Source organism: Erythrobacter sp. SDW2 (genome assembly GCF_021431965.1).
Lineage (GTDB): Bacteria > Pseudomonadota > Alphaproteobacteria > Sphingomonadales > Sphingomonadaceae > Parerythrobacter.
The window spans coordinates 1,055,485-1,070,003 of the sequence record NZ_CP090370.1; the positions used below are offsets into that span (position 1 = coordinate 1,055,485).

Consider the following 14,519-nt stretch of genomic DNA (forward strand, 5'->3'; position numbering starts at 1 on the left):
TTTGCGCTAACGCGCTCGCCAACAGATTCCACCGGAGTACCCCCATGCGCCTGATCGCCGCTGCTGCCTTGTTTTTGCTGTCCGCCTGTTCTCTGACAGGCGAGGCTCCTGCCGAAGTGCCAAAAGTCGCGCCGATCCTCGACAGCAAGGATGCCGAAGACGCCTACAGCTTCGCCAAGCCGCTCGAGGCGCGGGTCAGCCATGTCTCGCTCGATCTCGATCTCGACTTCGACAAGAAGGCGGTGTCGGGCAAGGCGGTGCTCGACGTGATCGCCGAGCCGGGCGTCGATGAGGTCATCCTCGACACTGACGGGCTGGACATCGCCAGTGTCACCGACGCTGAGGGCAAGCCGCTCGAATGGGAGCTGGGCGAAGCGGTCGAAGGCGATGACGAGGGCCTTCACGGCGCGCCGCTGACGGTCAAGATCGGCGCCACCGAGAGCGAGGAACCGCGCCAGATCACCGTTACCTATTCCGCCGCCAATGCCGATGCGCTGCAATGGCTCAGCCCCGAACAGACCGCCGGGGGCAAGCATCCCTATCTGCTCAGCCAGGGCCAGCCGACACTCAACCGCAGTTGGATCCCGACGCAGGACAGCCCGGGCATCCGCCAGACCTGGGACGCGCGCATCACCGCGCCTGAGGAACTGACGGTGGTTATGTCGGGCCTGTCGGGCGGCGAACCCGAAGAACTCGACGACGGGCGCCGCGCCTTCCGTTACAGCATGGACAAGCCGGTTGCGCCCTATCTGATCGCGATCGCGGCGGGCGATATCGTGTTCCGCGAGCTCGGCCCGCGCACCGGCGTGTGGAGCGAGCCGGCGATGATCGAGGCGGCGGCCAAGGAGACCGAGGATACCGAAGCGATGGTCGAGGCAGCCGAGAAGCTCTACGGCCCCTATCGCTGGGGTCGCTATGACATGATCGTGCTGCCACCAGCCTTTCCTTACGGAGGGATGGAAAACCCGACGCTGACCTTCCTGACGCCGACCTTCATCGCCGGCGACAAGAGCCTCACGGGCCTCGTCGCGCACGAACTGGCGCATAGCTGGTCGGGCAATCTCGTCACCAATGCCAACTGGACCGATAGCTGGCTCAACGAAGGGGTGACGAGCTATTTCGAGAACCGCATCGTCGAGGAAATCTACGGCGAGAAGCGCGCCGTGCAGGAGGCGCTGCTCGATTTCGCGGCAATCGAGGAGACCTTGGCCGAGGTCGGTGCGGATGCGCCGGGCACCGCCCTGCACCAGCCGATCGGGACCGAAAGCGCGGGCAGTGCCATCGTCTACAACAAGGGCGCCGCGTTTCTGCGCACGCTGGAGCATGCGGTGGGGCGCGAGAAATTCGATGCCTGGCTGCGCAGCTGGTTCGATCGGCACGCCTTCCAGCCCGCCACCTCCGCCATGTTCCTCGCCGACCTGCGCGAAAACCTGGTCAAGGGCGACAAGGAGCTCGAGCAGAAGCTGATGCTGGAGGAATGGATCTACCAGCCCGGCCTGCCGGGCAATGTCTATCGCCCCGATGCGACTGCCTTCGCTGAGATCGATACGGCGGTGAAGGCCTATGCCGACGCGCGCACCATCCCGGCTGCCGCGACTTACGACGGCTGGACTTCGGCCGAGCGCCAGCGCTTCCTCGACAACATTCCCAAGACTCTAACCGCAGCTGACCTCGCCAAGCTCGAAAGCACCCTTGGCCTGTCGAAGACCGGCAACAACGAAGAGCTGTTCCTGTGGCTCGAGCTGGCACTGCAGAACCGCTACGAACCTGCCGTGCCCCAGGCCGAGGCGTTTCTCTCGCGGGTCGGGCGCACCAAGTTCGTCCGCCCGCTGTTCGAAGTGCTGATGGAGCAGGGCAGCTGGGGCGAACCCATTGCGAGGCGGATCTATGCCAAGACACGGCAAAGCTACCACGCGGTCACCCGCGGCGCGGTGGACAAGGTTGTGGGGGTGAGCTCCTAACTCCCCCAGCCAGCGGCCGCGACCTTGACCTGCCCATAGGCGATCAGGCAGCGCATATAGCGCTTGTGGAACTGGATCGGGTTGTCCTGCGCGATGTCCACTGCTATCCACTGCGCGCAGGTCAGCTGCCCGGTGTTGCCGGCGTTGAGCGGGGCGGGCAGGGTGATGCCGAACTGCGCCACATCGGGCTCGATCCGCAGAAAGTTGAAGCAGCCCGCATCCTCGCAGGCCTCGGCCTCGACCGAGGCGGCGGAGAAGCGGTAGACCTGGTTGACCAGCAGCCGCTCCGACCGCAGCGCCAGTTGCAGGATGTTCCAGTCCTTGTGCTGGCCCGCGCTGGTCCAGGTTGGCGGATCACCGCTGCAATCGGCCGGGTTTTCCTTGGGGCAGACATTGGGCGGCAGAGTCAGCGTACCGTCGATCACTGCATAGACGCGCGGCGGGGTGGGGGCATTGTCGTCGTTCCGGGCGGCTTCCTTGCGCGCCTTGAAGGCCTCGATCACCGAATCCCCGAACAGGCCGAAGCGGACCCCGCCGTCGATATACATGGTGTTGTCGATGAAGACGGGCGGTGCGGCCATCGGGGTCGAGGAGGACGCCACGATGGCGTCGATATAGCAGTCGAGCCAATGCGCCGCCTTGCCGTTCTGGTTGGCGATAGTGCGCGCGGCCATGTCGCCCATGTCGAACGCCACCCCGTCGCCGCTGTCGGCATCGACCGCCCCGACATAGAGCCGCCGCCCTTCGGCATGGCGCTTGGCCACTTCGGCCAGCGCGGTGGTGGTGATGATGACCCCGGTCGGGCCGGTGGTCTGGTAGCTCTGGGTCAGATAGCCTTCGAGCCGGGTCTTGAGCGGCTCGAGATCGGCAAAGGCCCCCTTCTTGAGCAGGTCGATGAAGTTGCCTACGTCCGGCTGGCCGTTCTTCGGTTTGCTGTAGACGTTGAGCAGCTGGCTCTCGCTGTCGATGGTGTAGCCGTCAGCGGCGAAATCGCCCTTGTCGACGAAGGCGAAGGTGGACAGGATCGACCCCGTCGATACGCCGGTCACCACCTGCAGGTCGGGGATATCGCCGTCGCCGCCCCAGCCGCTGAGGATGCCTGCGCCGTAAGCCCCGTGCTCGCTGCCGCCGGACAGGAACAGCACCTGCGCTTCCTCGCCGCGTTCCACACCCGTGTCATGCGCGGCCAGGCTTTGCTCGATGGCCTGGGCAAAGGGCGAAAGCGGGCTATCGATCCCTTCGCGGTCCTCCGGGATGGCCACGGCCAGTTTGTGGGTGACGAAATTGCACATGTCGCCCTGCGCGGTCAGCGGAGCCTTCTGGTTGATACTGCATCCGGCCAGCATGGCGCCCAGCGCCAATGCCCCGGCCACGAACCTCGCTTGCATGTTAGGCCCCTCTTCCACCCCAAGATGACCGCACGATAGCGGCGCGTCACCAAAACGCGATAGCGCCATGATACATTTCGCCTGGCGCACCTTTTTGCATTGCAATATGCCCTGATACGGCCACATTCTGATGGACGATGCTGCGCCAGTACGAACTGATCGAACGGGTCAAGGAATACGACCCCGACGCCGATGAGGCGCTGCTCAACCGCGCCTATGTCTATACCGTGCAGAAACACGGCAGCCAGAAGCGTGCCAGCGGGGATCCTTACTTCTCCCACCCGGTCGAAGTCGCCGGGTTGATGACCGATCTCAAGCTCGACCAGGATTCGATCATCACCGCGCTGCTGCACGACACGGTCGAGGACACGCTGGCGACGATCGAGGACATCGAGCGCAACTTCGGCCCCGATGTCGCGCGGCTGGTCGACGGGGTGACCAAGCTCAGCAAGATCGAGCAGATGCCAGAGAACGAGCGCGCGGCGGAAAACCTGCGCAAGTTCCTGCTGGCGATGAGCGAGGATATCCGCGTGCTGCTGGTCAAGCTGGGCGACCGGCTGCACAACATGCGCACGCTGCACCACATCAAGAACGAGGAAAAGCGCCGCCGTATCGCTCGCGAGACGATGGATATCTACGCCCCGCTCGCCGAACGCATCGGCATGTACGAATACATGCGCGAGATGCAGCTGCTGGCGTTCGAACAGCTCGAGCCAGAGGGCTACAAGACCATCACCGACCGGCTGGCCAAGCTGCGCCAGCAGGACGGCGGGCAGGTCGATGCCATCGCGCTGGCGATCAAGCAGGCGCTGGCCGAGGCTGGGCTCAAGGTCGAAGTCAGCGGCCGCGAGAAGCATCCCTATTCGATCTGGACCAAGATGGCCGAGCGCCACGTCAGCTTCGAACAGGTCAGCGATATCTTCGCCTTCCGCATCATCACCGACGGTGTCGAGGACTGCTACCGCGCCATGGGGGTGCTGCACACGACCTGGCAGTTCCTGCCGGGGCGGTTCAAGGACTATATCTCGACCCCCAAGAACAACGGCTATCGAAGCTTGCACACCTCGCTGATGTACGAGAATTCCATGCGGGTGGAGGTGCAGATCCGCACACGCGAGATGCACCAGCGCAACGAATTCGGGTTCGCGGCGCACTGGGCCTACAAGCAGCACGAAACGCCCGATGGCGCGGTCGGCTGGCTGCGCGACCTGATCGAGATCGTCGATGCCAGCCACGATGCCGAAGAATTACTCGAGCACACGCGGATGGCGATCTACCAGGACCGCATCTTCGCTTTCACCCCCAAGGGGGCGCTGTTCCAGCTGCCCAAGGGCGCGACCCCGGTCGATTTCGCCTTTGCGGTGCACACCGATCTCGGCGCGCAGACTGTCGGCGCGAAGATCAACGGACGGCACATGCCGCTGCGCACCGCACTCAACAATGGCGACGTGGTCGAGATCATCAAGGGCAAGGAGGCCGAACCGCAGCTGAGCTGGCTCGGATTTGTCGTCACTGGCAAGGCGCGGGCCTCGATCCGCCGCGCGGTACGACTGAAAGAACGCGCCGAAGTCGCGGAACTGGGCCGCAAGCTCTATGAAGACATCGCCGACCGTGTCCCCGCCAAGATCGGCAAGAAGGCGCTTCGGCTCGCGCTCGGCCGACTGGAGCTGGAAGACGAGGAAGACCTGATGTACGCCATCGGCGCAGCGCAGATTTCCGACCTCGCGGTGATGGAAGCGCTGGTCCCGGGCTGCACCGCCGAATTCGCTGACGAGGTGCCGGACTGGTCCAAACGCGACAAGGCGATCTCCATCCGCGGGCTCACCGCCGGGGTCGGCTTCAAGCTGGCCGATTGCTGCCACCCCGTTCCGGGCGACCGGATCGTCGGTACGCGCAAGCCGGGCGAGGGGGTGGAGGTCCACACCATCGACTGCCTCACGCTCGCCAGCGGGATCGACCAGGACTGGATCGATCTGCAATGGGGCCAGCGGAGCCAGGGTGCGGTGGGGCGCCTCAGGATCACCTTGTACGACCGGCCCGGCACGCTGGCGGAAATGGCCGGCATTTTTGCCAAGAACCACGTCAATGTGACCCATCTCGAGCAGACCCAGCTCGACCATCCCTTCACCGCCTACGAGGTCGATCTGGAAGTGCAGGACCTCGCCCACCTGACCCGCATGCTCAGCGCGCTGCGGGCGAGCGATGCGGTGGCGCAGGCCGAACGCATCTGATGCCAGTCTTGGGCCTCGATCATGTCCAGCTGGCCATCCCGGCTGGCGGCGAGGACAAGGCGAGGGCGTTCTGGACAGGTTTGCTGGGCCTGACCGAAGTGCCCAAGCCGCCGCAGCTTTCGCCGTCCGGCTGCTGGTTCACAGGCGGGGCGCTCAGCCTGCACCTGGGCGTCGACAAGGACTTCCGCCCGGCGACAAAGGCGCATCCCGCGCTGCTGGTCGATGATCTCGCCGACCTGCGCGCAAGGCTGGAGGCGGCAGGCCACACCACCCGCGACGACACGGCGATCGAGGGCTACGCCCGCTTCTTCGCCGATGACCCGTTCGGCAATCGCTTGGAGTTCATGCAGCGGACTTAGAGCAGTTCGAGCGTGAGGTGGACCGGATCGCCCACGGCCAGATCCTCCGCCCGCAATACCTTCTTTCCAACCAGCAGTATCCAACCGACCTCGCGCGAGGGAAACACCGATGTCTTCCACCGCGTCTCGCCGACCTGCGCCCAGCATTTGACCGAGCCGAACCCGCGCCGCGTGCCGAATTCGAGCCTCTGCAACGTCGCATGCATGGTGATCGCCTCGGCAGGCTCGCCGCCAAGGCGGACGAGGTGATAGGCGGCTGAGCCGTCCCACAAGACGAGCGGGGTGGTGAGGATGAGGTGGTCGCTTGTCATGGTTCGCGCAGAGGGCGCAGAGGAAAGGAGAACGCTGAGGTGAAGCCGACAGCGGCGAAGCCGCACTCAATTGTTTCGCGCCAAGACGCAGAGACGCCAAGAGAGAGTGCATCGGGCCAGCCTGGCGCAACTCCTTCGCGCCTTGGCGTCTTGGCGCGAACAAAATTACGGCTTCGCCGCGAGCACGAAACCTCCGCGCTCTCCTTTCCTCTGCGGTCTCTGCGTGAACCCATCCTCACTCCGCCACCGGGCGCACCGGCACGGGGATGTTGCAGATATCCGCGCCGCCCGCCGGCACGATGAAGAACGGATCGCGGCGGTTGGCGCGGGCGTCGGCATAGCGCGCGAAGCTTTCGCTCTCGGTCGAGAGATACTCGAAGCGCGGGCGTGTTTGTTGGCCTACCGCTTCGCTGCTTGAGGCCGGGTCGGCTTCGGGCAGGTCGCTGGCGACGCGGACGGTCAGGATCGGGGTGCGCTTGTCGAACTCGTCCTCCGCATAGAAGCCCAGATCGCCCTTGCCGCGCGGCAGGGAGGAGAGGAATTCCATCCCCGAAATCACCCGCCCGACCAGCGCGATATTGCGGTCGAGATGCCGCGGCGCATGGCCGATCACGGTGTAGAGCTCCGCCCCCGAGCCGGTGTCCGGCGAATAGTTCCGACCGACGCCGACCATGCCGTAGCAGTGGGTGGGCCAGAATTTCTCGTCAGTACCTGCTATCGGCCAGCCTTGGGCAAAAGTCGCAAAGTCGGAGTACCGATCCGCGACGGCTTCCCGCCCCAGCTGATATTGCTCTGCAGCTGCCAGCTTATCGAACGAATCGATGTCAATGCCCGCAGCGATCAATGCTAGTGTAGTTGCCTTGCTTGCTGCCGCATTTCTTCCGACGCCTTGGGCCTTTAGTGCTGAAGGGTCATAAAAGAATGGAGCAATATACGCATCCTCCCCCATGACCTTCAGCCCCTCGGGCAGCGGCTTGGTCTCGCCGGTTGCTTCGGGGTTGTCGTAATTGGGATCGCCCCACTGGACGACGTAATTGTCCTGCACCCGGTTGACGCTGATGTTGTCGTACCACTTGGCGCGGGCGAGGGTGCGGATGTTGCTGACCCACCCTTGCGAGAACGGCGCGGGCATCAGCTGGATCACCACCTGGCGTGGATTGCCCTCGGCATCGGGGGCAAGGGTCATCACCAGCAGGTCCTCCGCCGGGATCGCCACCCAGTCCGACGCGGGCGCGGCGGCGACGATTTCGCCCGGCGAAGGCGCCCCCTGCGGTTCGTCCTGCGCGGCAAGCGGCAGAGTGAAGGCAAGGGCGGCTAACGCGGCGGTGACGGCGAGGTGTTTCTTCATGGAGAAGGTCATGCCATGCCCACCCCGCTCCGGCTAGCCTCTCCTTGCGGATCGGCAAGCCTCGCTCCCCTCCCGCTTGCGGGAGGGGCTGGGGGTGGGCGCGTCAATCGCCCGCCATATCCTCAAGCGCATGGATATCCTCGTCGCTCAGCCCGAAGTGATGGCCGACCTCGTGGATCACCACATGCGCCACCAGATGCTCCAGCGTCTCGTCCCCGCGCTCCGCCCATTCGTCGAGGATCGGGCGGCGGAACAGGCGGATGCGGGTTGGCAGCGTGCCGGACATCTCGATGCTGCGCTCGGTCAGCGCATGGCCTTCATAGAGCCCGGTCAGTTCGAACGGATCCTCGATCCCCATTTCCGCCAGCGTCTCCTCGTCGGCGAAATCCTCGACCTGGAACACCACATCGCCCATCTCGGCGCGGAACACCTCCGGCAGCCGCTCCAGCGCGGCGAGGCCGAGTTCTTCCATCTCTGCGAGGCTGATCGGGGTGCCGAAAGTGCGGGTCATGCCGCGCAGGTAAGCGGCGACGCTTGCAAGGGCAAGCGCCCCCCGCTAGAGGCGCGCGTTCTTGTTTGGCCTAACGCTTCGCTGCATGAGGCCATGACGCGCTCAAGCAGCGAAGCGATAGCGCGGACAAGAAACGGAGCAGTGGCCGAGTGGTCGAAGGCGCACGCCTGGAAAGTGTGTATACGGTAACCCCGTATCGAGGGTTCGAATCCCTCCTGCTCCGCCACCTCCCGGAGAGGAGCTTTCAGAAGTTCGCCTCGGTCCACGCCAACGTCCACAACCAGTTCGCTTCGCGGCCCTGCGGGTCAATCTCGAACGCCACCTGATCGACAGGGAGACCTACAAGACCTGCCGCTCAGCCGCACTGGCTGGGTTGCAGAGCTTCATGGCCGATAGCTGCGCCGATCCGAGACGAGTTGCGGTTGGACTGCCAGCACCCCCGGAAGACCTGTCCCTTCCGCCAAAAGCCGCGGGCGGAGAGGCCAGCAACCCGGTCCGGACCGGCAAAGTGCTCTTGTCCTGACAACACCGGCTTTTCAGTCTGCGTCGGGCTCGGCGCTGCTTTCGACAGAACTTGCTGCGGCGGAATGAAGCGAGATGAAAGCGCTGGCCAATGCGGCTGCATTGTCGAGTTGCGCCTGCCTGCTTGAAATCAGCTGGCGCTGCGCATCGAGAACGTCGAAGAGAGTCGCCAGGCCTTCCCGGTATAGAGCATTCGATTGGGACAGGGCTGCCTCGCTCTGTTCGATTGCAGCAGCCAGTGAGGCATCTCTCTCCCGGAAGGCTTCGATCCCCACCAAGGCGTTCTCCGCTTCTCCCACCGCCACCAGGAAAGCCTGACGATACTCCGCCAAGCGAGCCGCCAATTCGGCCTCGGCGGCCTCGACTTCGGCTCGCCGTCGCCCGCCGTCGAACAGCGGCAGGTCGAGCGCAGCACCCAAGCTGGCGATGAAGCTTGAAAACAGGCCGTCCAGCGAACCATCGCCGATCAGGATCGATCCGGGCACGACCAGCGATGGTCGCAGATCCGATCGCTCGATCCCGATCTCGGCCGCCGCTTCTACCAGGCGCGCTTCGGCGGCGAGTATATCACCCCGCCGCCGCAACAAGTTTGCTGGAGTACCCACCGGTGGGCCGAGCCGGTATTCGGGTATGATATCGTTTTCTTGCGCCCGTTCGATCTCCAGTGACCCGGGCGTTACCCCGACCAGCACAGCCAGAGCATGCGCTGCTTCGGCCCGGGCTATCTCGATCAGACCCAGCCTTGCTTCGGTCTGTGCCAGATCGGCTGCAGCCCGTCGCACATCGAGATTGGCGGCAAGGCCCGCTTCGAAGCGCAGGGTCACGATCCGCAGGGTTTGCTGCTGCAATTCAGTCGATTGCTTCAGAAGTTCGAGCTGGGCGCCGGTACGCCGGTATTCCACATATTGCGCTGCTATCGCTGCTGCGACCAGTCGACGCTGGTCGGCACGCAGGTAGTCAGCTTCGGCGTAACGCGCGGCTGCCGCTCTCGTTTCTTCGGCGAGGCGCCCGGACAGGTCGGGGTCGAAGCTGCCAAGCAGTCCGAAAGCGGTTGTGGCAGATGTTCCGCCATCGCTCAGTTCCACCCCCCCTTCCAGGAAGCCATCGAAGCGGGGCAATCCGTCGGCCCTTTCGGCACGCAACAGCGCCTGTGCGGCCTTCATGCGTTCGCGTGCGGTCGCAATTTCCAGATTCTGCGCAAGGCCCCGCTGGATCAGGCCGTCGAGTACTGGGTCGGAGAATGCCGTCCACCAAGCCTCATCGACGCCGGACGAAGGAAGGTCCGTAGCATACTGTGTCGGCACGTCGAAAGCCACCTGGGGCACTTCCACCATGCCGGTTGCGCAGCCTGCAAGGAGAAATGCGGCCGCTGTCATGGGGACCACCGCTTTCATTGCTTCACCGCCCCAGGGCCTGGCAACGTCCCTGTCGCGCTTTCTTCGGCCAGTTCAAGCTCAAGTCGGGCCAGATCCACACTTCGTGGTTTGCCCAGCGGGGCAATAAGCGCATAGAGCGCCGGCACCAGAAACAGGGTGAAAACTGCCGCCAGGCCCAATCCTCCGAAGATTACCCAGCCAATGGCCGTGCGGGCTTCCGCGCCTGCGCCGCCGGCCAGAACCAGCGGCACCGCCCCCAGCACGGTTGAGATCAAGGTCATCGCAATGGGGCGCAACCGCAGGGTTGCGGCATCCAGGATCGCTTCGCCCACGCCAGCGCCTTCCTGTCTGCGCTGATCGGCAAACTCGACCAAGAGGATGCCATTCTTCGCCATCAGGCCGATCAGCATCACCAGACCGATCTGCGAGTAGATGTTCAGCGATGTTCCTGAGAGGAAGAGCGCGAAAACGGCCGCTGCGAGCGCGAACGGCACCGACAGCAGGATTACGAACGGACTGGCAAGGCTTTCGAACTGCGCCACCAGCACCAGGAACACGATGAGGAGGGCAAAGGCGTATGTAAGCAGCAGTTCGTTGGAGCTTTCTTCAAGCTGTTCTGCTTCACCCTGGAGGATCATGTCGACGTCCTCGGCCACAGCCATTTCAGTCAATCGTTCGATCTCGGCGACGGCTTCTCCCAGCGAAACACCCGGAGCAATCTCTGCCTCGACCTCGATCGCGCGACGTTGCTCGGTCCGGTCCAGTTCGGCAGCGATGCCTTCTTCCCGAAACTCGGTGAGCGAGGACAGCGGCACCAGTGCACCGCTCCCGCTGCGTACGAACAAATTTCCCAGGTCGTTGGGGCGCGTGATAGAGACCGTCTCGGAGGTGAGATAGATCGGTATTGCCTGGTCGTTGACGTTGAGATCGACCACCTCCTCGCCATCAACCATTGCCCTCAGGGTCAGTGCCAGATCGTCGAGGTCGACGCCCAGATCCGCCGCGCGCGCCCGGTCAATGCGGATCGAAAGCTGCGGCTGGGTAGGCTGATAAGATATCTGCGGGTCAGAAAGGATCTCGGACTCCGTGTCGATCGCTTCGGCCAGCGCCTGCGCTGAACGGTAGATGCCCTCATAATTGCCACCGGTAAGCGCGACCTGCAATCCGCCGCCTCCGCCACCGAACCCGCCGCTCAATGTGCCGCGCCCGCGAGCCGATGCTTGCGAGCCAGGCAGCGCATCGAGCTCATCTTTGAGCGAATCAACAATCTCTCCCTGACTCCGATCACGCTCACCCCAATCGGCCAGGGTGGCAGTTACCTGGATGCGGTTCGGATCGTAGCGGCCGACGATGGAAAGAGTGGATTCGACCTCTCCGCTTTCCAGCAGCGGTTCGAGAATGAGTTCGATCTCATCCATCTCGCGGTCCATGAACGCCAAGCCGACGCCGTCCGGCCCGCTGGCATTAACGTAGAAAGTTGCGCGGTCCTCATCGGGCACGAGCTCCTGTTCGATCTGCGTGAACAGCAGGCCGGCACCCACCACGGCGACCAATGACAGCCCCAGTGTTCGCCAAGGGTGCGTGACGCATCTCGTCACTGCGTTTCGATAGCGAATTGCCGCACGGGTGGCGAAAGCCTGAAGCCTGGGGTCGGGTTCGGCGGCATCCCCGCCGAGATCGATCTTCGCTGCCAGCGCTGGCACAAGGGAAATCGAGACGAAGGTTGACAGGATAACGGCAGTTGCAAGGACAAAGCCGAATTCACGAAACAGACGGCCTGTCTCGGAAGGAAGGAAACTTATCGGCACGAAGACGGACACCAAGACGGCAGTTGTGGCGATCACCGCGAAATAGACCTGCCTAGTGCCAAGCACAGCTGCGGCCTTGCGTCCCAGGCCGTTTTCCTTCTGCAGTCGCTGGGCATTCTCGAGCACCACGATGGCATCGTCGACAACAAGTCCGGTCGCCAGGACCAGCGCGAGCAGGGTGAGCAAGTTGATCGAAAAGCCCAGTAGCCAAATGCTGGCGACAACCCCGATGAGGGCAACGGGAATTGCCGTGCTGGGGATCAGCGTGGGCTTGAGATGGCCGAAGAAAAGGAAGATGGTCGCCATCACCACTCCGACTGTCATGACCAGTGTAATGGCCACTTCACGCACCGAAACCTCGATGAAGGTGGCGTCATCGGCAATCACCCGGATTTCAAGATCGTCGAACCTGGCATCGATCCGCTCGACCGCGTCACGGGTCGCCGCTGAGATGGCGATGGTGTTGGAATTGGCCTGGCGGATAATTCCGAGCCCGATGACGGGTTCACCATCCAAGCGTACATAGCTGGTTGCATCGGCCGGAGCGAAATAGGTTTCGGCCACGTCCGCGATGCTTACTTCGTCACGGATAAACACAGCAGCCACTTGCTGCGGGTCGGCAGCATTGGCCTCGGCCCGCACGACCAGTTCCTGGGCATTGGAACGGAAGGAGCCCACCGGAGTGTCGAACGGTGCCTGCCGGAGCGCTGCGGCAACATCGCTCATCGTCAGGCGATATCGTGCCAGCCGGATCGGATCGACCGCCACACGCAGCTGCTGCTCGCGCGTACCGAAGGTATCCACACTGGCAACGCCTGCGGCGGTGAGAAGCTCGGGGATGATGTCGGTTTCAACAATCCGGGTCAACTCGGCGACGTCGTAGCGGTTGCTAGAGACCGCCAATGTCATGACGGCTTCGGCGTCTTCATCGGCTTTGACCACGCGAACCTGTTCAACGCGGTCAGGTAGCTCGCGAGTCACCCGGCTGACTGCTTCGCGGATATCCGAAGCTGCAGCATCAAGATCAGTCCCGGGAGTGAACTCGATGCGAATTCGGCTGTTGTTCTCCTCGCTCGATGACTGGATCTGGCGGACGCCATTGACCCGCGCTGCTGCATTTTCGAGGATCGAAGTCACCTCGGCATCCATTGTCTCGGGAGCCGCGCCCGGAAGTGTCGCGCTGACGGTAACGATCGGACGATCGACATTCGGCAGCTCGCGCACCTCGACCCCCAGAAGGGCTGCGATGCCGGCAATGACGATAAGCAGGTTCAGGACCAGTATCAGGAGCGGCCGCTTGACCGCGAGCAAGGGCAGGTCCGTCTTCATTGCGCGCCGGAAACCTTGACCTTGGCCTCGCGTGGCGCTGGCGGACGGACCAGTTTCACCGTCTGCCCTTCGCGCACTTTCTGGACACCTTCTACGATCACGAGCGCTTCCGCGCCGAGGTCTGCGTCGAGCAGGGCCAGCCCTTCGCGCCGAGAAGTAATCGTGACCGGCACTCTCACGGCCTTGCCATCGCGAACTGCGAAAACCGAAGAACCTTCACCGCCCCAAACTACTGCGGCTTCGGGAACCGCGGGCCGGCTCACGCCGCTATCGACGAAGCGCACGCTGAAGCTCATGCCCGGCCGGAGGCGGTCGCCTGTGTTGTCGATTACTGTCCGTGCCCGAAAGCTCCGCTGTTCCTGTTCGACCGAACTGTCGATCGCTTCGATCCGGCCCGATATCGCTTGTCCGGGGTCGGAGAACGCGACGACTTCAACGGTTTCTCCCGGGCGGAGGCGGCGGAAGACGGCTTCGGGCGCGTTGAAGTCGACGAAGAGGCGTGCACGCTGGTCAAGTTGGGCGATCAAGGTTTCCGGAGTCACGCGATCGCCGACATCCACCTCGGCCAGGCCGACATTCCCGGCAAAGGGCGCGCGAATGGTCCTTTCCGCAAGGGCGACTGCCGCTTGGTCACGTTCGATCCGGGCGGCGGCCAGCGCAGTTTCGCCTGCTTCGATCTGGCTTTCCGAAAGTGCGCCGGTATCCTCGATCCGGCGGTAACGGGCGAGCAGTTGCTCAGCCTCGCGGACGCGCACTTCTGCAAGCCGCAACGCTAGCCGTTCGCGCCGGGAATCGAGCTCCACAAGCACTTGACCGGCCTTCACGAAACCGCCCTGGCGGAAGCGGACGGCCACGACTTGCCCCGAGACCTCAGGGTAAATCTGTGCTGAGCGTGCTGCACGCGCCGTACCGATTGCTTCGACTACAGTTTCATCGGGCAGGTAGTTTACAGGTTCAGCCACCACGGTGACGCTGCGATCTGGGCGCTGCTCCGCTTCTCCGGAGCAGGCGGCTGTCAGCATCGCAGCCGCGATCAGAAGCAAATTGCGCATGGAGGATAATCTTCGCCAGGCCAGGTGAACAGTTTCGCGAACGGGAGTTCCAGCGAGATGTTCCGCAAGACACGTCCCGACTACATCATGCAACACCAGGACAGAATAGGCGATACGGCATTTCAGGTAAGTTGCAGAATGACATAAGCGGATCCTGGCAGACCGCCGGATCGACATCTGCCCCGAAACTTTGAGGCAACGGCGAAACCGTTCCGGTCCCCGCTTCGCTGCCGTTGGCAGGCGCCAACGGGCCAGCCCCTCGCAGGGCCTTCGCCAGTGATGCTGGACCCTCGGCAAGGTCTGCGTAAAGATCAATGGCGAGA

Annotated in this window: 10 protein-coding genes and 1 tRNA gene; 4 read left to right on the forward strand and 7 right to left on the reverse strand. The window is 63.6% G+C overall.

Annotated features, from left to right (window positions below; all coding sequences use genetic code 11):
- Nucleotides 1-44: 44 nt before the first annotated feature.
- The gene (locus LY632_RS05195; RefSeq protein WP_234092744.1) at nucleotides 45-1,961 is read left to right on the forward strand and encodes a M1 family metallopeptidase; all 1,917 of its coding nucleotides are present in this window, start codon (nucleotides 45-47) and stop codon (nucleotides 1,959-1,961) included.
- Here the strand turns inward: LY632_RS05195 and LY632_RS05200 are convergent.
- A complete protein-coding gene (locus LY632_RS05200; RefSeq protein ID WP_234092745.1) occupies nucleotides 1,958-3,349 on the reverse strand; it encodes a patatin-like phospholipase family protein in 1,392 nt (463 codons plus the stop codon). The genes LY632_RS05195 and LY632_RS05200 overlap by 4 nt on opposite strands.
- A 137-nt stretch (nucleotides 3,350-3,486) precedes the next feature.
- Between LY632_RS05200 and LY632_RS05205 the strand changes: the two genes are divergently transcribed.
- Entirely contained in the window at nucleotides 3,487-5,580 is a 2,094-nt protein-coding gene (locus tag LY632_RS05205; RefSeq protein WP_234092746.1) for a bifunctional (p)ppGpp synthetase/guanosine-3',5'-bis(diphosphate) 3'-pyrophosphohydrolase, read from the forward strand.
- On the forward strand, nucleotides 5,580-5,939 hold the full coding sequence (locus LY632_RS05210; protein ID WP_234092747.1) for a VOC family protein: 360 nt from the start codon (nucleotides 5,580-5,582) through the stop codon (nucleotides 5,937-5,939). Before LY632_RS05205 ends, LY632_RS05210 begins: the two co-directional genes overlap by 1 nt.
- Here LY632_RS05210 and LY632_RS05215 read toward each other — a convergent pair.
- The 3 genes from LY632_RS05215 to LY632_RS05225 all read right to left on the reverse strand — a co-directional run bounded on the left by LY632_RS05215 (nucleotide 5,936) and on the right by LY632_RS05225 (nucleotide 8,109).
- Nucleotides 5,936-6,250 carry a DUF1905 domain-containing protein gene (locus tag LY632_RS05215; protein ID WP_234092748.1) on the reverse strand — a complete coding sequence of 105 codons (315 nt, stop codon included), beginning with the start codon at nucleotides 6,248-6,250 and terminating at the stop codon, nucleotides 5,936-5,938. The two genes, LY632_RS05210 and LY632_RS05215, sit on opposite strands and share 4 nt — an antisense overlap.
- A 235-nt stretch (nucleotides 6,251-6,485) precedes the next feature.
- Nucleotides 6,486-7,598, reverse strand: a complete 1,113-nt coding sequence (locus tag LY632_RS05220; RefSeq protein WP_234092749.1) for a peptidylprolyl isomerase — start codon at nucleotides 7,596-7,598, stop codon at nucleotides 6,486-6,488.
- A gap of 103 nt (nucleotides 7,599-7,701) precedes the next feature.
- Nucleotides 7,702-8,109 (reverse strand): metallopeptidase family protein, encoded by a 408-nt coding sequence (locus LY632_RS05225; protein WP_234092750.1) that lies wholly within the window; start codon nucleotides 8,107-8,109, stop codon nucleotides 7,702-7,704.
- A 135-nt stretch (nucleotides 8,110-8,244) separates the two neighbouring features.
- On the opposite strand from LY632_RS05225, the gene LY632_RS05230 reads away from it, so the two are divergent.
- Nucleotides 8,245-8,335, forward strand: a tRNA-Ser gene (locus tag LY632_RS05230).
- A gap of 310 nt (nucleotides 8,336-8,645) precedes the next feature.
- Here the strand turns inward: LY632_RS05230 and LY632_RS05235 are convergent.
- The 3 genes from LY632_RS05235 to LY632_RS05245 are packed head-to-tail and all read right to left on the reverse strand — an operon-like array spanning nucleotide 8,646 to nucleotide 14,511.
- Nucleotides 8,646-10,007, reverse strand: a complete 1,362-nt coding sequence (locus LY632_RS05235) for an efflux transporter outer membrane subunit (RefSeq protein WP_234092751.1) — start codon at nucleotides 10,005-10,007, stop codon at nucleotides 8,646-8,648.
- A 14-nt stretch (nucleotides 10,008-10,021) separates the two neighbouring features.
- Complete coding sequence (locus LY632_RS05240) at nucleotides 10,022-13,144, reverse strand: efflux RND transporter permease subunit (RefSeq protein WP_234092752.1); 3,123 nt, start codon at nucleotides 13,142-13,144, stop codon at nucleotides 10,022-10,024.
- Entirely contained in the window at nucleotides 13,141-14,511 is a 1,371-nt protein-coding gene (locus LY632_RS05245) for an efflux RND transporter periplasmic adaptor subunit (RefSeq protein WP_234092753.1), read from the reverse strand. Before LY632_RS05245 ends, LY632_RS05240 begins: the two co-directional genes overlap by 4 nt.
- Between the last annotated feature and the right edge of the window lie 8 nt (nucleotides 14,512-14,519).